This is a genomic window from Rhodococcus sp. no. 34 (genome assembly GCF_054589475.1).
The window spans coordinates 750,395-766,789 of record NZ_BAAILK010000012.1 but is presented as its reverse complement, the minus strand read 5'-3'; the positions used below and the strand labels follow the sequence as shown (position 1 = coordinate 766,789).

Annotated in this window: 17 protein-coding genes; 13 read left to right on the top strand and 4 right to left on the bottom strand. The window is 60.4% G+C overall.

The window, feature by feature from the left end:
* The first annotated feature begins 18 nt into the window (after positions 1-18).
* From dhaL to ACYP01_RS04520, 4 genes are read left to right on the top strand one after another with little or no spacing between them, the layout of a single operon-like run.
* The gene (gene dhaL / locus ACYP01_RS04535; RefSeq protein ID WP_007732765.1) at positions 19-648 is read left to right on the top strand and encodes a dihydroxyacetone kinase subunit DhaL; all 630 of its coding nucleotides are present in this window, start codon (positions 19-21) and stop codon (positions 646-648) included.
* Positions 645-1,538 (top strand): beta-keto acid cleavage family enzyme, encoded by an 894-nt coding sequence (locus ACYP01_RS04530; RefSeq protein ID WP_007732764.1) that lies wholly within the window; start codon positions 645-647, stop codon positions 1,536-1,538. The genes dhaL and ACYP01_RS04530 overlap by 4 nt, the downstream gene beginning before the upstream one ends.
* The gene (locus tag ACYP01_RS04525; protein ID WP_215516092.1) at positions 1,531-3,261 is read left to right on the top strand and encodes an IlvD/Edd family dehydratase; all 1,731 of its coding nucleotides are present in this window, start codon (positions 1,531-1,533) and stop codon (positions 3,259-3,261) included. The genes ACYP01_RS04530 and ACYP01_RS04525 overlap by 8 nt, the downstream gene beginning before the upstream one ends.
* A complete protein-coding gene (locus ACYP01_RS04520; RefSeq protein ID WP_007732761.1) occupies positions 3,248-4,003 on the top strand; it encodes an SDR family oxidoreductase in 756 nt (251 codons plus the stop codon). Before ACYP01_RS04525 ends, ACYP01_RS04520 begins: the two co-directional genes overlap by 14 nt.
* Positions 4,004-4,008: 5 nt before the next feature.
* On the opposite strand, the gene ACYP01_RS04515 is transcribed toward ACYP01_RS04520, so the two are convergent.
* From ACYP01_RS04515 to ACYP01_RS04505, 3 genes are all read right to left on the bottom strand, one after another.
* Entirely contained in the window at positions 4,009-4,794 is a 786-nt protein-coding gene (locus ACYP01_RS04515; RefSeq protein ID WP_042926091.1) for an IclR family transcriptional regulator, read from the bottom strand.
* Positions 4,795-4,886: 92 nt separating this feature from the next.
* The gene (locus tag ACYP01_RS04510; RefSeq protein ID WP_459678777.1) at positions 4,887-6,443 is read right to left on the bottom strand and encodes an alpha/beta fold hydrolase; all 1,557 of its coding nucleotides are present in this window, start codon (positions 6,441-6,443) and stop codon (positions 4,887-4,889) included.
* 78 nt (positions 6,444-6,521) lie between these two features.
* Positions 6,522-7,289 carry a MerR family transcriptional regulator gene (locus ACYP01_RS04505; protein ID WP_003940101.1) on the bottom strand — a complete coding sequence of 256 codons (768 nt, stop codon included), beginning with the start codon at positions 7,287-7,289 and terminating at the stop codon, positions 6,522-6,524.
* Between the two features lie 175 nt (positions 7,290-7,464).
* On the opposite strand from ACYP01_RS04505, the gene ACYP01_RS04500 reads away from it, so the two are divergent.
* From ACYP01_RS04500 to ACYP01_RS04485, 4 genes are all read left to right on the top strand, one after another.
* Positions 7,465-8,415: a TauD/TfdA dioxygenase family protein gene (locus ACYP01_RS04500; protein ID WP_052416968.1), complete on the top strand. Its 951-nt coding sequence runs from the start codon at positions 7,465-7,467 to the stop codon at positions 8,413-8,415.
* A 142-nt stretch (positions 8,416-8,557) separates the two neighbouring features.
* Positions 8,558-9,688, top strand: a complete 1,131-nt coding sequence (locus ACYP01_RS04495; protein WP_003940527.1) for an ABC transporter permease — start codon at positions 8,558-8,560, stop codon at positions 9,686-9,688.
* Positions 9,685-10,371: an ABC transporter ATP-binding protein gene (locus tag ACYP01_RS04490; protein ID WP_003939803.1), complete on the top strand. Its 687-nt coding sequence runs from the start codon at positions 9,685-9,687 to the stop codon at positions 10,369-10,371. The genes ACYP01_RS04495 and ACYP01_RS04490 overlap by 4 nt, the downstream gene beginning before the upstream one ends.
* A 27-nt stretch (positions 10,372-10,398) precedes the next feature.
* The gene (locus tag ACYP01_RS04485) at positions 10,399-10,950 is read left to right on the top strand and encodes a TetR/AcrR family transcriptional regulator (protein ID WP_007732757.1); all 552 of its coding nucleotides are present in this window, start codon (positions 10,399-10,401) and stop codon (positions 10,948-10,950) included.
* Between the two features lie 9 nt (positions 10,951-10,959).
* Here ACYP01_RS04485 and ACYP01_RS04480 read toward each other — a convergent pair whose 3' ends face one another.
* Positions 10,960-11,334, bottom strand: a complete 375-nt coding sequence (locus ACYP01_RS04480) for a nitroreductase family deazaflavin-dependent oxidoreductase (protein ID WP_003940550.1) — start codon at positions 11,332-11,334, stop codon at positions 10,960-10,962.
* A gap of 110 nt (positions 11,335-11,444) precedes the next feature.
* On the opposite strand from ACYP01_RS04480, the gene ACYP01_RS04475 reads away from it, so the two are divergent.
* From ACYP01_RS04475 to ACYP01_RS04455, 5 genes are all read left to right on the top strand, one after another.
* Complete coding sequence (locus ACYP01_RS04475) at positions 11,445-12,119, top strand: TetR/AcrR family transcriptional regulator (protein ID WP_459678773.1); 675 nt, start codon at positions 11,445-11,447, stop codon at positions 12,117-12,119.
* Between the two features lie 195 nt (positions 12,120-12,314).
* Positions 12,315-13,787 carry an aromatic amino acid ammonia-lyase gene (locus tag ACYP01_RS04470; protein ID WP_459678772.1) on the top strand — a complete coding sequence of 491 codons (1,473 nt, stop codon included), beginning with the start codon at positions 12,315-12,317 and terminating at the stop codon, positions 13,785-13,787.
* 99 nt (positions 13,788-13,886) lie between these two features.
* The gene (locus ACYP01_RS04465) at positions 13,887-15,002 is read left to right on the top strand and encodes an ABC transporter ATP-binding protein (protein WP_373937650.1); all 1,116 of its coding nucleotides are present in this window, start codon (positions 13,887-13,889) and stop codon (positions 15,000-15,002) included.
* Positions 14,999-15,649 (top strand): ABC transporter permease, encoded by a 651-nt coding sequence (locus tag ACYP01_RS04460; protein ID WP_003940005.1) that lies wholly within the window; start codon positions 14,999-15,001, stop codon positions 15,647-15,649. Before ACYP01_RS04465 ends, ACYP01_RS04460 begins: the two co-directional genes overlap by 4 nt.
* A complete protein-coding gene (locus tag ACYP01_RS04455; RefSeq protein WP_003939798.1) occupies positions 15,646-16,386 on the top strand; it encodes an ABC transporter permease in 741 nt (246 codons plus the stop codon). Before ACYP01_RS04460 ends, ACYP01_RS04455 begins: the two co-directional genes overlap by 4 nt.
* The last annotated feature ends 9 nt before the right edge of the window (positions 16,387-16,395 follow it).

The following is a 16,395-nucleotide window of genomic DNA, read 5'->3' as shown; positions in this document are numbered from 1 at the left end:
ACTGAAAAGAGTTTCATGATGACAATGTTGAGCGTCGGGGACACTCGGGCGTGGATCGATCGATTTGCCGATGCCGCCGAAGATCAATTCGATTCCCTCACAGATTTGGACCGGCTTGTCGGAGACGGCGATTTCGGAATGAATCTGCGGACGGGCCTGCGAAGTGCGGTGCAACGACTTCGTTCCGACCCGCCGACCAGTCCTGGTGAAGTGTTCGCCCGTACGTCGGATGCGTTTCTCGACATCGGTGGGACAAGCGGACCACTTCTCGGTCTGTGGTTCGGCCGGATCGGAGCAGTCTCTGGAGTTGAAGTGACCGCAACAGACTTGGCTTCTGCCCTGGGTACGGCGACAGCTGCGGTGCAGCGTCTCGGCAATGCCCAGGTGGGTCACAAGACCATGGTCGACGCCATGGTCCCCGCAACCAGCGCATTGACCGAGGCGGCAGTCAGCGGGGCAACCTTGTCCGCTGCCTTGAACTCTGCGGCCACGGCTGCGAGGCTCGGCGCCGAATCGACTCGCGCGATGCTCGCCCGCCGCGGACGCGCGACCTACGTGGGAGAACACGCCAGGGGCGTCGAGGACCCGGGGGCATCGGCGATTGCCATGTTCTTCGCCGCATCCAGCTACAGGAGCGTTCCGGCATGAGCGATCTGCGAGACAAGGTCATCGTCACAGTTGCCCCGACGGGTGGCTTCCTCACTGTTGCCGACAATCCGTTCATTCCGACTCAGCCTGAGCAGATTGCGGCGGATGTGGCACGCTGCCACAGCGCTGGAGCCAGCGTGGCAGCACTTCATGCTCGACGACCGGACGATCAAGCGACCTGTGATGCCGCAATCTATCGGCAGATGAATACGCTTGTCCGCCAAAGCTGCGACATCGTGATCAACAACTCGACCGGCGGCGGAGTCAACGGTGACATGGTGAGTGTTCGCAGTGACGGTGCGCGCATCGTGGACTGGGACGCGAGGCTCCAGGGCCTGCATGGCGGCGCAGACACATGCACGCTCGATGCCATCACGGCCTATGTGACCTCACCGGTCGGTGAGGTACTGATGGACACGCCGCCCAGTCGTGCCGCCGAACTGGCAGCGTCAATGCGCAAACTAGGAATCAAACCTGAGTGGGAGGCCTTCAGCCCGTCACATCTGCTCCAGGAGATACGTACGTTGACCGAAGGGCAGCCTGGCCCGCACCTCGTCAATCTTGTACTGGGACTTGATCGAACTTTTCAGAATGCGATGCCGTACTCCCCGCAGATCTTGCAGCAGATGGTGGAACACCTACCGGAGAAATCGGTCTTCTCCGTGAGCATCAGCGGGCCAGATCAACTGCGTGGTCTGACTCATGCACTCCTGCTCGGAGGGCACGTGCGTGTGGGAATCGAAGACTATCCGTTTCTCGCGAATGGAGAGCCGGCCGAGAACGTTCGTTTGGTGGAGAACATCATCGACATCGTCCAGCGACTCGGAATGCAGCCTGCAACACCTGGGGAGGCAAGGGCAATCCTTGGTTTGGAGGGTTCGGATGAGTAGAACACCGACGAGTAGAACACTTCGCTCGCAGGATTGGTTCGGAGGCAATGATCTCAATGCATTCATCCACCGCTCGTGGATGAAGAACCAGGGTATCCCTGATCGGATGTTCGACGGCCGACCGGTTATCGGTATCTGTAACACGTATTCCGAGCTCACGCCGTGCAACGCTCACTTCAGAGATCTGGCCGAGCAGGTGCGACTGGGTGTCATCGAAGCAGGCGGATTTCCAGTTGAGTTTCCGGTGATGTCATTGGGTGAGACGATCATCCGCCCCACCACGATGCTCTATCGGAACCTCGTCAGCATGGACGTGGAGGAGTCGATTCGAGCCAATCCGATCGACGGCGTCGTACTGCTCTGCGGCTGCGACAAAACCACCCCGGCGCTGGTGATGGGCGCAGCCAGTTGTGACCTTCCCACCATTGTCGTATCCGGTGGGCCCATGTTGAACGGCCGCCATCAAGGTAAAACTGTCGGATCTGGAACCTCGGTGTTCGAGATGAGTGAAGCAGTGCGAGCCGGGTGCATGAGCGAATGTGAGTTCAGAGCAGCGGAATCGGCGATGTCTCGATCGCCTGGTCACTGCAACACTATGGGCACCGCGTCGACGATGGCGTCGATTGTCGAGACTTTGGGCCTCACGCTCCCCGGTAATGCTGCGATCCCGGCAGTGGATTCACGGCGACGTGTACTTGCACGCGACAGCGGCGTGAGAATTGTGGAGATGGTCGCCGAGAATCTGACGATGTCTTCGGTCGTCGACCGAAATTCTCTCGAGAATGCGATCAAGGTGAACACGGCTATCGGTGGGTCCACCAACGCTGTGGTGCACTTGCTTGCCATCGCCGGGAGGCTGGAAATTCCCCTCGAACTCAGCGATTTCGCTGAGCAGAGTCGTGGCGTTCCCCTGCTCGCCAACCTCATGCCTTCGGGTACCTATTTGATGGAAGATTTCTTCTACGCAGGCGGACTGCCCGCGGTGATCGCCGAACTCGGGGACATCCTCCATCTGGATGCCGCCACGGTTACCGGAAAGACTCTCGGTGAGAACAACTCCGGCGAGACGATTTGGGACGACGACGTAATTCGTAGCACGGCGGCACCGTTGCTGGAGCAAGCCGGCATAGCGGTATTGACCGGCAACCTCGCGCCGAACGGTGCAGTGATCAAGCCGTCTGCGGCGTCGCCCGAGTTGCTCAGCCACGTGGGTCGTGCGGTCGTGTTTCACGGAATGGACGACTTCACGGCGCGCGTCGACTCGCCGGATCTCGACATCGAAGCCGACGACGTCATCGTCCTCACCGGTGCTGGGCCGAAGGGGTTTCCGGGTATGCCAGAGGTAGGTAATCTGCCACTCCCTCGAAGGCTGCTCGAGCAGGGTGTGCGAGACATGGTCAGGATCTCGGATGCGCGAATGAGCGGAACAGCCTTCGGTACAGTCGTTTTGCACGTTGCGCCTGAAGCGGGAGCCGGTGGGCCTCTCGGCGCGGTCAGGGATGGTGATTTGATCGAGTTGGATGTTGCTCGTGGGGTCTTGCGTGTACTCGTCGACGACGACGAGCTGGCCAGGCGTCTCGAGGCGTTGCCGCCACGCGTACAAAAGAGTCCGAGTGGGTATCAACGACTGTTCGTGGATCATGTGATGCAGGCCGACCGCGGAGTCGATTTCGATTTCCTGGTGGGCAGGCGTGGAACGGAGGTACACGGTGACAATCACTGAGCGTGTCGGCCGAGTCGTGGTCGTGACCGGTGCAGGGTCGGGACTCGGCCGCGCAATGGCCAGAGGTCTACTCGATGCAGGACACCACGTTGTATTGGCTGGTCGAAACAGCGTGAGCTTGGAAGCGACAGGTGGGGGTCACGAGCGCGCAGTGGTAATTCCCGCTGATGTGTCCTCGCCCGAATCGGTTCACCGGTTGTTCACATCCGTGACTGAGCGTTTCGGCAGACTCGATGTGCTTGTCAACAACGCAGGGACATTCGGGCCGTCGGGGAGTGTGGACGAGATCGATCCTGAAGCGTGGAACGCGACAGTCGCAGCCAATCTCACCGGCGTATTCCTTTGTGCGCGTGAAGCGATTCGTATCATGAAAACACAGGATCCGAGAGGAGGCCGGATCATCAACAACGGGTCGCTCTCCGCTCACACGCCCCGGCCCGACAGTGCCGCCTACACGGCGACCAAACACGGTGTGTCAGGTTTGACGAAGTCGATCTCTCTCGACGGCCGAGAGTTCGACATCTGTTGCAGTCAAATCGACATCGGCAACGCGGCAACTGACATGACAGCCGGAATCGGCCACTCGGCAAGACAAGCTGACGGCACCACCAGGCCCGAGCCGACATTCGATCCTCGTCATGTCGCGAACACCGTTGTGCAACTGATAGATCTACCACTCGACGTGAATGTCCCGACTCTGACGATCATGGCAAACCGGATGCCGTACGTCGGGCGCGGTTGACGGCGTCAGCGTCGTTGTAGGACAGGGCGGACGACGGACTGGGCACTCGAGAGATCACGTGAGATGGCGATTGCCGTCGTCCGCACCGCCGCGTCGATACGGGTCAGATTTATTCGGCCTGCCATACCGGAAATGGAGATTGCGCCGAGGACGCCTTCGTCCGGGCCGAATATTGGTGCTGCGGCGCCGACGATCCGGGGAAATGCTTCCTGGCGGTCGAAGGCGACACCACGCTTGCGAACACGATCCAGTTCTCGGTGGAAGAGTTCGGGATCGGTGATGGTGTTCTCGGTGTGTACTTCGAGGACAGTGGGCATCGTGAAATCCGCAGAGTTGGTGAACGCCAATACTGCTTTGCCGGAACAACTTGCGTGTGCAGGCCACCGACCACCGATTTGCTGCGGAAGGCGTGGTCCGTCGTCGCCACGGAAGACATCAAGGTAAACCACGTCGAAACCGTCCAATACAGCGAGTCCCACGTTGTGTCCCGTTGCTTCACGCAAGGCCGAAAGGTGGCGCCGCGCTGCTTCGCGGAGGTTTCGCTGCCGTGGAACAGATTCGCCGATCTCGAACAGGAGGAGGCCCAAGCGGTAGTTGGTTCCTTGCCGTTCGAGCAACCCGACTCGGACGAGATCGTCGACCATTCGATACACCGTTGTTTTGGCCATGCCTGTCCGTCGAACAAGCGCTGCTGCGCTGAGAACGCCTGAGCTGTCACGAAAAGTCTTCAGTATCTCGGTGGAACGACCAATTGCGGAAACCTCGCCATCGGCCCGATGAATGGGACTCACCGAACTATTCTGTCTGCCTGATGCGCGATTGTCGAGGGGCAATCGCGCATCAGATCACGCAGGTCTTCCGGTGATGGGATCGCCGGATATCGTCACGACTCGCACACCACGTCTTCGGCCGGCAGTGAGCCGTCGAGCAGGTACGAGTTGACGGCGGCGTTCGCGCAAGTATTCGCGTAGCCCGGGAACACCGCATGAGTGCGGCCTGGAACTGTCACGAGCCGTGAGCCTTTCATCGCTTCATGCATGCCGAGGCCTTCGTCGTACGTCGTGCGGGTGTCACCGGTTGCCTGGATCTGCAATGCCGGAACGTTGTTGTCGATGTCGATCCGCGTAGGGGCCTCACTGCGCCAGAACGCGCACGGCATGATCGTGTTGTGTGTGCCGGCAAAGATCGGCTGATCAGCACGGTGCTCCTCCAACTTGTTGCGGTACCACTGGGGATCGCTCGGCATCGACACATCTCCGCAGACGATGGCGATTGTCCCGGCATAGTCAGGACCGGTTCCCAGTTCGGTCTGGAACCATGCCTGCATCAATCCCGTCAGCTGGGGATGGATGTTCTCGACGGTCTTGCCTGCGGCGAGATCGCGCAACTGAACCAATACCTGTGCGAATGCCTCGCTCTCCTTCTCGGTGTCGCCGGTTCCGTTGACGTACATCAGGAATGGAAGGACGTGATCATCGACGGCGTAGTCACCGATCTGTATCGGAGTGGTGGCCGCGTCCGAGATCAGCTTCTCGATGAGGGCGCGAACTTCGGCGGGCGTCGATCCGAGTGCATAGGTCGAGTTGTGTTCTGCTGCCCACTGCGAGAATCCGTCGATCGCTTTCTCGTTGGCCGGGCCCATGTCCTGGAACATCTCGTATCCGTATTTCTTCGGATCCGGTGCACTGTCGAGAACCACACGGTCGATCCTGTCCGGGAACATTTGAGCATAGGTTGCACCAAGGTATGTGCCGTACGACCACCCGAAGTACGACGCCTTCTCCTGGTCGAGGGCGCCACGAATCACGTCGAGGTCTCGGGCGATGTTTTGAGTATTGATGTGCGGCAGATAGTCCGGGTACTTGTCCCAGCATGTGTCAGCGGCCTCGCGTGCGAGCGCAACACTCTCGTTCCATCCCTCGTCCGTGGTGCCCGGCGACCGCATCCATGTCATCTGTTCGACGCCGCAGTCGATCGGTGTGCTCTTGCCGAGTCCTCGGGTGTCCATGCCGATGACGTCGTATGCCGCTGCGACTTCCGGTGTCATGCCCGCATTCAGAATCTCGGGCAATCCCAGTCCTCGGCCACCCGGGCCACCAGGGTTGGTGAGCAGGATCCCTCGTCGCTGTGCGGGGTCGGTGGATGCGACCCGCGAGATCGTCACTTCGATCGTTTTGCCGTCAGGGACGGAATAGTCCAAAGGTACTGTGACCATGGCGCATTCACTTGCGGTCGACGTTCCGGTGTCTGTGGCGCATGGCCCCCACTCGAGATCCTGTTCGTAGAACGCGCTGAGATTCGATTGTGGATCTTCCTGCGGAGTAGCAGGATCCGAGCACGCCGCCAATGCAGGTACGGCGAGCGCGGCAGCGGCGATTGTGGTAGCCAGCCACCTTCGTGATCGAGGCATGCGTGATCTGGGCATGGTGAATCCAGTCATTATCGTGTCCTTGCGTTGAGCCCATTTTCGGGCAGTGTTGGTCACCCCACTTCGAACGTGGGGGTTAATCAGGGTTTTTCAGAGGCGGGATTGACGGGCGGCGAACTCCGCGGCCACAGCCTTCGCGAATCTTTCCTGGGTGACGGTTCGTCGATCCGCTTGGTGTTCGCGCAGTACCGCTACCAGCCGGGTGGGGGAAGCGTCCTCCGGTGCAGCCTGTTCGGGTAGCACGCTCTCGGTGAAGTCGCAGAACTGAATGGCAAGGGCCGCAATCGTGTCCGCGTCAGCCGGTGCGTCGGCGAGGGCATACATGCGAGTTATCAATTCGATGGCCTGCTCGCGGTTCGGCTCGGCCAATACCCGGCGATGGGCGGACAGGAGTGAATCGCAGACCTCGGGATCGCCCCCGGAGACCGTGAGTGCGAGGATCAGAAGTTCACGCTCGTTGTCGATCCACGCTGTCGGCGCACCGGCAACGACGTACTGTGCGAGCACTTCCGAAAACGCGTCGGGTAGTTCAGGATCGGCATTGCGGCGTAGCGACTCGATGTGCGCACGCTGAACAGCGATCTGTTCGGCCTTCGTCGCCAATTCCTTGTCGAGGGCATCGAGTGCGGACCGAGTGTCGTGAGCGTCGCCGTCGAGTAGTTCGGCGATCTTGGCAACAGGAATCCCCAGATCGCGCAGGCGGCGGATGCGACTCAGTCGTGCCAGGTCCACCGCCCGGTACATGCGGTAGCCGTTGGGTTGGCGTTGTGGTTCTTCGAGAAGGCCGTTCGAGTGGTAGTAGCGCACGGATCTGACGGTGGTGCCGGCCAATTTGGCCAGCTCGCCGATGGTCATCATCGCCCTGCCCTCCCGTGATCGAATCGGATTCCGTCTGTGAAAACCATTCTCCAACCTTGACGCGGCGTCAGGGTCAAGATTCGCGCCGGAGAACGTGACCGTTGACACTTTAAGGAGGCGGACTTAATCTGACTTTTGTCCTTTACGACATCGTCGATTTCGAGGAAGTGCCCTGATGGCTACCCTTTTTCCTGCGGCAACAATCTTTCCGATCCCCACCGACCCGCTTGCTGCGTACGGTCCACTCGTTGCTCGCCGGAATCCCGAGTCGGTAGTTCCGGCACCGTACGAACACCTTGCGGTCAAGGCGGTCGCGCCGACGATCGGAGCGGAAATCTCCGGTATTCGACTCGGCGGGGGTCTGTCTGATGCCGTGATTGCGGAACTCCGCCGAGCTCTCCTCGAATGGAAAGTCCTCTTCTTCCGCGATCAGGACCTCGACCGAGCGGAACATCGAGCTTTTGCCGAGCGTTGGGGCGATCTCGAACAGCATCCGTTCTTCAAGTACACGCAGCCCGGGCAGACGGACGTCGATGTCACGACACTGGCGAAGGATGCGATGGTCGGCGGAGTCGAGAACAACTGGCACAACGACGTTACGTGGCACGAGTTTCCTTCGTTCGCAGCAGTTCTTCGTGCGGTGGAGGTGCCGGAGGTGGGTGGTGACACTTTGTGGGCCGATACTGCAGCTGCCTACGATCTGCTTCCTGAAGACATCAAGAAGCGTATCGACCCGCTTGTTGCAGAACACGATTGGATCAACTCGTTCGGCAGGTCGATGCCGGTGGATGCGGTCGAGATGTTGCGTCCGAAGTTCCCCGCTGTGCAGCATCCGGTGGTTCGGATCATTCCGGAAAGTGGCAGGCGGGTGTTGTTCGTCAACATGACCTTCACGCAACGGATCTTGGGTGTGTCAGAAGAAGAATCGAACGAACTTCTCACGATGCTGTATCGCCACGTCAATCGTCCGGAATTTCAGGTCCGTTTGAAGTGGGAGCCGAATACTGTTGCCTTCTGGGACAATCGGACCTGCCAGCACTACGCGGCCAGTGACTACTTCCCGGCTCGTCGTGTGATGGATCGAATCTCGATTGTCGGGGATCGACCGGTGGGCGTCGGGGGCTGATACGACGCTCAGCGCCTCGAGTGTCTACTACGGGAAGTAGTAACGCACCTCACATAGTTTTTCGACGCCTTGTCGATATGATTTCGACAAGGCGTCGATAAAAGTCGGCGTGACTCGTATCGACGACTTTGGAGCTTCCCGAATGTTCCTCGCCCTGCGTGAACTGTGGTTTGCGCGAAATCGATTCCTCTTGATGGGTGCCGTGGTTGCCCTCATCTCGATCCTGATGGTGATTCTGTCCGGCCTCTCGTCCGGACTGGTAAATGACGGTGTCTCCGCTTTGCAGCGGACGCCGATTCAGGCGTTTGCCTTCGCGCCGGACACCAAAGCCGACTCGGCGTTTTCGCGCTCGGTCGTCACCGAGGAGCAGGCGCAGGCATGGCGTATGCAACCCGATGTCCAAGACGCCGAGCTCTTCGGCAACATGATCGTCAATGCAAAAACTCGCAGTGGCACGCCTGTCGATCTCACGCTCTTCGGCATCGAACCTGGCTCCTTCCTCGAGCCCGTCTCCGCCGACGGGAGGGGGCTGCATGCCGACACGGACATCATCGTCAGCTCTACCTTCCGTGACGACGGTGTTGCGATCGGTGACACCGTGATACTCGATCGACTCGGTACGGAGCTGACAGTTGTCGGATTCACCGAAGACAAGCGCACTTTCGGTCACGTCGACGTCGCCTACCTGCCCCTGCGTACTTGGCAGGAGGTTCACGCCGGTGCCAAGATCGGCGAAACCGCCAATGCCAGTGCCTATTCCGAAGCAAGTGTTGTTGCGATTCGGGGCGTTGGTGGCGCGTTGCCGGACCTCGTGTCGGGCGATGCGGCGGCGGGAACGTCCGCAAAGACGCTCGAGGAATCTTTCGACTCCTCACCAGGGTTCTCCGCGGAAATGATGACAATGTCGATGATCAAGGCGTTTCTGTACGCGATTTCGGCCCTGGTGGTCGGTGCATTCTTCAGTATCTGGACGGTTCAGCGCGGTCGTGAACTCGCAGTGTTGCGCGCGATGGGAGCCTCTACCGGCTTCCTGCTTCGTGACGGCATGGCGCAGGCACTGGTAGTGCTGCTTGGTTCCATCGGCCTCGGTGTGTTGCTGGGCTTGGGGCTCGGTTCGGGGCTCGAAGGCGGGGGGATGCCGTTCGCCCTCGAGTCCGGCCCAGTCGTCAACGGCGCAGTGCTCTTGGCGGTACTCGGGCTGGTCGGCGCAGCCGTTGCCATCGTCCGTGTTACCCGTGTCAACCCGCTCACCGCATTGGGAGAAAACCGATGACCACAGTCGAAAAGACCACAACCGGATTGGTATTGACCGCTGTCAGTCTTCGATTCGGTGACGGTGACTCCACCGTGCTCGCCCTCGACAACGTGAACCTGGAGGTCTCGTGCGGCGAACTTGTCGCGATCGTCGGACCGTCAGGCGCTGGAAAGTCGAGCTTGCTCGCTGTGGCCGGCGGACTCGGTCGGCCGTCGAGTGGAACGATTGTCATCGACGGCGTGGACGTGTCGGCGATGCCGGCCCGTGCTCTCGCCAAACTTCGACGAGACAAGGTCGGCTTCGTCTTTCAGTCCGGCAACCTGATTCCAGCGCTGACGGCGCGCGATCAGCTTCGGCTGATTCCCAAGCTCACGGGGCGGCCGGGTCGCGATCCCGAGGAGTTGCTCGACTCGGTCGGTATGAGTCACCGTGCAGATCGTCGACCCGGTCAACTCTCCGGCGGTGAACGCCAGCGCGTCGGTATCGCTCGGGCATTGATGAGCAATCCCTCGCTACTGCTCGTCGACGAGCCGACGGCTGCTCTCGACCGCAAACGCAGCCATGAGGTGGTCGAACTGCTCTCGCGCGAAACTCACGAGGCAGGCGTCGCTACGATCATGGTGACCCACGATCACGACGTGCTCGGGCACTGCGACCGCATCCTCGAAATGGTTGACGGTCGGTTGCGTCAGAGCGAGTAAGCCCGCGAGGGGACTGGAGGAGATTCGGTGCCGAGGATCGATGCGCCCACTGTGGTCGAGCATCGTGCTGCTCAGCGCCGTGCCCTCCTCGACGCTGCACACGCTCTTCTGTCCGAGGCCCCGGACCGGCCGCCGGGGCTCGGTGAGGTGGCAGCGAAGGCAGGGCTCGCCAGGTCGAGTGCCTACCACTACTTCCGGTCCCGGGAAGATCTCCTCAGTGCCGTCGTCGAAGACATGTTCCCGCGCTGGAACGACAAGATCGTCGAGGCGATGGCAGGCGCAGACGATCCGGTATGGGCGTACGTCGAGGCAAACCTCCAACTGGTTGCCGACGGGGAGCATGCGATAGTCGGAGCGCTGGCGACGCTGACCCCACAAACGTTTCGAGATTCGCGGATCATGGAAATGCACGACAGTCTTGTGCTTCCGCTGGTCGAGGCCCTTCGCCTCCGTGGCGTGTCGGACCCGAAGCTCACCGCCAAGTTGATCAACTCGCTGGTGCATACGGGTACCGAACTGATCGAATCCGGTTGCAGCATGGACGAAGTCAGGTCCGCCGTGCGTGAGGTCCTCGCATGACGGGCACCCTCAGGCCGTAATCAGATCCATCCGAAGGTACTCGGTGATGCGGAGCAGCCTCGGGGGTTGGGACACGTCTGAGGAAAGTGCTTGAAATGCTTCGTCTTTCGCGACGAGGCGTGGGGTGCCGAGGCTCACCTCCGTCTCGTCGACGGACAGTCGAGCGCTTCCCGCTTCCAGGACGTTCTGCACCCAGTCCGAGCCTGATCCGTACACCAGAATGAAGACGTAGCCACCCTCGACCGGATAGGCGTCGAGGGGCGTCCGGTAGGTCGTGCCGGATGTGCGTCCGACGTGAGTCAGTACCGGCCATTTACCGCTCGAAATTGCACGCGGGTTGAACACTCGTTTGTTGACATGTCCCCACCATCTAGGCATCGGCATTGTGATCTCCTCTCTCGATCGCCTTACGAGCGTAAGGCGGGCTTACACCTGTAAGGGTGACTTACGTATGTAAGGTTGTCAACGTATTCGTTCCGCCGAGGGGAGTCTGTGTGTCACGGCAACCGCGACAGTCGCTGAACAGGACTCGCGTAATCGAGGGTGCGATCCGCGTTGCCGACGCGGGTGGTGTCGAGGCCGTCACGATGCGACGGGTGGCCCAGGAGCTGGGCATCGAGGCGATGTCGCTCTACCACCACGTGCCCAACAAAGATGCGATTCTCGACGGCGTCGTCGATGCGGTCTTCGAGGCGATCGACCTGCCCGACAGTGAGTGTGTGGATTGGCGAGACGCAATCCGTGGACGCGCCTTTTCTGCTCGCACAGTCCTGTCGCAGCACCGTTGGGCTCTCGGTCTGCTGGATTCGCGACGCAACCCTGGCTCGGCGACCCTGCGTCATCTCGACGCTGTGCTCGGAGTCCTCCGGAAGGCCGGGTTCACGCTGCCGATGGCCGCCCACGGAGCCTCGCTGATCGACAGCTACATCGGCGGATATGTTCTCCAGGAGGCGAATCTGCCGATCAGCGGGCCCGTCGACGTCGAAGAAGTTGCGAGTGACATCCTCGAGCGCCTTCCGGCTGAAGAGTTGCCCTTCCTTCACGAGATGATCGTCGATCACGGTCTGAGTCCGGCTTACGACCACACGAGTGAGTTCGCCTACGGTCTCGATCTCATCCTCGATGCGCTGGAGGCGCGTCGAGGATCGGCGACACCGGTCCTCGAATAGCGACGATTCGTGTCTAGTTGCTCACCCTTACTGAGGTGACGCAAGGTGTGTGCACGCGGGTGAGCTGCAGTGTCCCTATTGACAGGTGGCTGTATATACAGGACTATACATTCATCAAAAGTGACCCAAGGCACACTGCGTAGATGATGTGATGCACGCCCGCGGTGGCCGAGTCCTTCGATCGATGGAGTTCTGATGACTGAACGTCTTCCTGAGGAAGACCAGACGGGAGACAACAGTGTCCTGCTCGACGGGAGGAGGCTCTCGGTTCATCGGGTGAACGAAATCGCGCGAGAGCCGGCCGTGATTCGACCTGCCGACGCGGCTCTCGAGCTCACACGGCGGTCATGGGAGACCGCGGTTCGGGTTTCCTCTCGTCAAGCGGTGTACGGGCGCACTACCGGGGTGGGCGGGAATCGCGAAACATCCGTCTCCGACGGCGTGCAGCAGGATCTGAGGCTTCTGAGAAGTCACGCGACGGGATCGGGCCCCAGGCTCCCTGACCGGGTGGTGCGCGCCGCGATCGTCATCCGCACCAACCAGATCCTCAACGGCGGCTCAGGTATGCATCCCGACATCATCGACGGTCTGGTTGCTGCTGTTGCTTCACAGAACCTGCCGACAGTGCACGCACGCGGTGCGATCGGAACGGGTGACCTGAGTGCGTTCTCCGAAATCGCCATGGGGCTGATCGGTGAGAGCCCGCTTCGCGACGGACGCACCGGAATCGGTTGGACTCCGCACCACGGTGATGCGCTTCCGTTCATTTCCACCAATGCGATGACGGTGGCGATCGCCGGCGACACCAGTATCGAAGTCGCGGGGTGGCTTCAGCACTGCTTGGTTGTCAGTGTTCTTTCCGTGCTTGCGTCGCGTAGTTCTGTCGAACCGTTTGCTGCACAAGTACAGTCGGCAAGAATGCACTTCGGTCAAGCGGAAGTCGCAGAGCGGGTTCGCGATCTGCTGGCACCACACGACATCACACCCGTGAGAGTTCAGGACTCGTTCGGGTTTCGCGCCCTACCGCAAATCTTGGGTGCCACCTGGCAAGCGGTGCATCGACTGCAGAACACGCTGAGTATCGAGATGAATTCGTCTTCGGAGAATCCGCTGGTGTCGGTCGAAGACGACATGGTGTTTCACAACGGAAATTTCCACGCAATGCCAATAGCCCTTGCAGTCGACGAGGCGAAGTTGGCGGTCGCCAGTGCTGCCCTGCTCTCGCAATGTCGGCTCGCCAACCTCTCCGACCCCGCAGTCACCGGCCTTCGTGCGTTCCTTGCAGACGGTCCCGACGGCAGCAGCGGAACCATGCTTCTCGAATACACGACTTCTGCTGCCATTGCCGAGATCCGCTCGTCGGCGGCACCGGGGTCGTTGGGCCACACGGTAATTTCGCGCGGCACCGAGGATCACGCAAGTTTCGCATCCCAAGCTGCAACTCAATTGGCGGACATTCTTGCCCAATCTCGATTGGTGCTGGCGTGTGAACTGATCTCGGCAGTTCGCGCACTCTCGCAACAACAGCGTGAGCTGGATCCGGCGACCGAGCTCGGCGCGTACCTCGCGCGTGCGCGTTTGGTGCTGGACACGAGGACCGAAGACCGGCCACTCAGTGCAGATCTGAGTGCCGCCGTGAACCTTCTTTCTCAACCGCTCGACCAGTAAGCAGGTGGACCGAATCACAAGTAGGTGTGTGCTCGAACGGAACTCGACCATTTCTCCTGGGTGCGTCCGGACTCAGGTCGACACGAAAGTAGTTCGTAGATGATCAAATTCGACAAGGTCACCAAGGCGTATCCAGACGGAACCATTGCCGTCGATGCTCTCGATCTGGAGTGCCCGACGGGAAAGATCACCGCGTTGGTGGGTCCTTCCGGCTGCGGCAAGACGACCTCACTCCGCATGATCAACAGGCTGATCGAACCGACGTCAGGCACGATTTCGCTCGACGGCGAGTCCACGGCGGGAATGGATCCGGCCCTTCTGCGTCGACGCATCGGGTACGTGATCCAGCACGCGGGTCTCTTTCCCCATCGCACCATCGTCGACAACATAGCGACCATGCCTCGATTGCTCGGTGCGAGTAAAAAGGAATCTCGCACTCGCGCTATGGAATTGCTCGAAACGGTTGGTCTGACGACCAACTTCGCCGACCGCTATCCGTGGCAGCTCTCCGGAGGGCAGCAGCAACGAGTCGGTGTTGCGCGAGCATTGGCTGCGGATCCGTCATTCATGCTGATGGACGAACCGTTCAGCGCCGTTGATCCGGTTGTTCGCGGCCAGCTGCAAGACGAGTTTCTCCGTCTGCAGAAGGAAATCGGAAAAACGATCATCATCGTCACCCACGACATCGACGAAGCGCTGAAACTCGGGGATCAAGTGGTGGTTCTGCGTACCGGCGGCATTCTTGCGCAGGCGGCGACGCCCCTCGAATTGCTGACTCAACCTGCCGACGAATTTGTTGCCGACTTCGTCGGACGTGACCGTGGGTACCGATCGTTGGGGTTCACGAAATTGGACGGAGACCTACCGACGGTGTCAGAACCCGTTGCGCATCTGGGCGATTCCGCTGCGGCGGCCCGCGCACTCACCGGCGATACGTGGCTGTTGGTAGTGGATCCCGCGAACAAGCCGCTCGGGTGGGTGAGGCCGGACGCGCTCACGGATTGTATTCGCCCGGATGACTTGAATCTCAGTGGAACACTTGCTGATTCCACCGGGACGATGCGCGCTCTGCTGGATGCGGCGCTGTCAGCGCCGAGCAAGCGGGGCGTTGTCGTGGACGACGCCGGACGCCTGGTGGGAACCGTCACTGCGCATGCTGCAGTGGAAGCCATCGAGGCTGCCGATCTGGCTGACGCGGGGAGGGCGCTCCGATGAACTTCGAATGGCTCGGACGTCAGTCCGACCGGATCATGGACTTGGTGGGATGGCATGTTCTGCTGTCGTTGATTCCCTTGGTGATCGGCTTGGTGGTCGCGTTGCCGATCGGCTGGGTCGCCTATCGCAGTCGTCGGTTGCATCCCTACGTGGTGGGGACGGCCGGATTGCTCTACACGATCCCTTCGCTCGCGCTCTTCGTGCTCCTGCCTCCAATTCTGGGTACCAAGATTCTGGATCCGATGAACATCATCGTGGCGCTCACCGTGTACACCGTAGCTCTGCTCGTGCGGGTAGTGGCCGACGCGCTCGATTCGGTTCCGCCGGAGACGGTTCTGGCAGCGACGGCGATGGGTTACCGGCCGTATCAGACGCTGTTGAAAGTACAGTTGCCAGTAGGAGTTCCGGTGATCTGTGCAGGTTTGCGCGTCGCAGTCGTCTCGAACGTCAGTCTTGTCTCACTCGGCGCACTCCTGGGTATTCCGCAGATAGGTTCCTTGTTCACCCAGGGATTTCAGTTGCGTTTCTACACGCCCATCATCGCGGGTATCGCTCTGTGTCTGGTGCTGGCGTTGATCCTTGATCTCCTCATCATGTTGGCGAATCGGCTGTTGACGCCGTGGACCCCGAAAGTGACTACATCATGATCAGCTTCCTTCTCGACGGATCCCACTGGACCGGGCCGGACGGCATCCCCACCCTTCTCGTTCAGCATTTGATGTACACATTCGCCGCGCTGGCGGTGGCTGCGGTTATCGCGATCCCGCTCGGTCTCTACATCGGACATACGGGCCGAGGCTCCGTTGTTGTTGCTGGACTGGCCAACTCGCTACGGGCGCTGCCGACCATCGGTCTGCTGATCCTACTGGTTCTCATCATCGCGCCGTCATTCCCGAACAAACTCGCGTATCTGATCCCCAGCCTCATCGTCCTGGTGCTTCTCGCGATCCCTCCCATTCTCACCAACACGTATGCCGGAGTTCGAGCGGTCGATCAGGCTGCGGTCGACGCAGCGCGGGGGATGGGATTTCGGTCGATGCGGATCTTGACCGAGGTCGAGATTCCATGTGCCCTGCCACTCATGTTGTCCGGCATCAGAAGTGCCGTTCTTCAGATCGTCTCCACTGCGACTGTGGCCGCTTACATTTCGTTGGGCGGGCTCGGTCGGTTGCTGATCGACGGAAAAGCTCAGAGCGACTACGGCCAGATGGCGGCCGGAGCCGTACTGGTATCGCTGATTGCCCTGGTTTTCGATCTCGGAATCGGCGCACTGACTGCGCGGGTCGTTTCGCCTGGCCTGACCAGGCGCGATCGGAAGAAGAAGACAGAGAAGCCTGCCGCCACCTCACAGCGCACTGCTGTGCCTGAGCCCGCACCGATCTGAGGACGTTCG

Bases quoted from the DNA above. Each gene is read 5' to 3' on its own strand.
- dhaL (WP_007732765.1), top strand. From the start codon at position 19: ATGACAATGTTGAGCGTCGGGGACACTCGGGCGTGGATCGATCGATTT.
- ACYP01_RS04530 (WP_007732764.1), top strand. From the start codon at position 645: ATGAGCGATCTGCGAGACAAGGTCATCGTCACAGTTGCCCCGACGGGT.
- ACYP01_RS04525 (WP_215516092.1), top strand. From the start codon at position 1,531: ATGAGTAGAACACCGACGAGTAGAACACTTCGCTCGCAGGATTGGTTC.
- ACYP01_RS04510 (WP_459678777.1), bottom strand. From the start codon at position 6,443: ATGACTGGATTCACCATGCCCAGATCACGCATGCCTCGATCACGAAGG.
- ACYP01_RS04505 (WP_003940101.1), bottom strand. From the start codon at position 7,289: ATGATGACCATCGGCGAGCTGGCCAAATTGGCCGGCACCACCGTCAGA.
- ACYP01_RS04500 (WP_052416968.1), top strand. From the start codon at position 7,465: ATGGCTACCCTTTTTCCTGCGGCAACAATCTTTCCGATCCCCACCGAC.
- ACYP01_RS04495 (WP_003940527.1), top strand. From the start codon at position 8,558: ATGTTCCTCGCCCTGCGTGAACTGTGGTTTGCGCGAAATCGATTCCTC.
- ACYP01_RS04490 (WP_003939803.1), top strand. From the start codon at position 9,685: ATGACCACAGTCGAAAAGACCACAACCGGATTGGTATTGACCGCTGTC.
- ACYP01_RS04480 (WP_003940550.1), bottom strand. From the start codon at position 11,334: ATGCCGATGCCTAGATGGTGGGGACATGTCAACAAACGAGTGTTCAAC.
- ACYP01_RS04470 (WP_459678772.1), top strand. From the start codon at position 12,315: ATGACTGAACGTCTTCCTGAGGAAGACCAGACGGGAGACAACAGTGTC.
- ACYP01_RS04465 (WP_373937650.1), top strand. From the start codon at position 13,887: ATGATCAAATTCGACAAGGTCACCAAGGCGTATCCAGACGGAACCATT.
- ACYP01_RS04460 (WP_003940005.1), top strand. From the start codon at position 14,999: ATGAACTTCGAATGGCTCGGACGTCAGTCCGACCGGATCATGGACTTG.
- ACYP01_RS04455 (WP_003939798.1), top strand. From the start codon at position 15,646: ATGATCAGCTTCCTTCTCGACGGATCCCACTGGACCGGGCCGGACGGC.